This is a genomic window from Micromonospora arborensis (assembly GCF_003205615.1).
GTDB lineage: Bacteria > Actinomycetota > Actinomycetes > Mycobacteriales > Micromonosporaceae > Micromonospora > Micromonospora arborensis.
In genome coordinates this window covers 1-251 of record NZ_PYBV01000089.1, presented here as the reverse complement: position 1 = coordinate 251, position 251 = coordinate 1, and the positions used below count along the sequence as shown (strand labels likewise).

1 pseudogene is annotated in these 251 nt (G+C 71.3%); it reads left to right on the top strand.

What is annotated here, in order from left to right:
* A pseudogene (locus C7C45_RS32895) lies at positions 1-251 on the top strand (hypothetical protein); the annotation flags it as partial.

Sequence of the window (251 nt, the reverse complement as noted above, 5' to 3'; positions counted from 1 at the left end):
AGACCCGTACCTGCCCGGCGGCCCGCCGCCGGCGAAGAAGTCGAACGTCGGCAAGATCGTGCTGATCGTGCTGGCGGTTGTGTTGGTGCTCTGCGTCGGCGGGGTGGCGGTCACCTGGGTGACCGTCAAGGACGAGGGGGGCGACGTCGTCGACGCCCCCAAGGCCCGGGTGGTCGCGCCGGAGACCCTCGGCGGCCGGGCGAAGATTACCGGACCCGCAGTTTCAGGCGGCCGCCGACGCTCTGGTTACC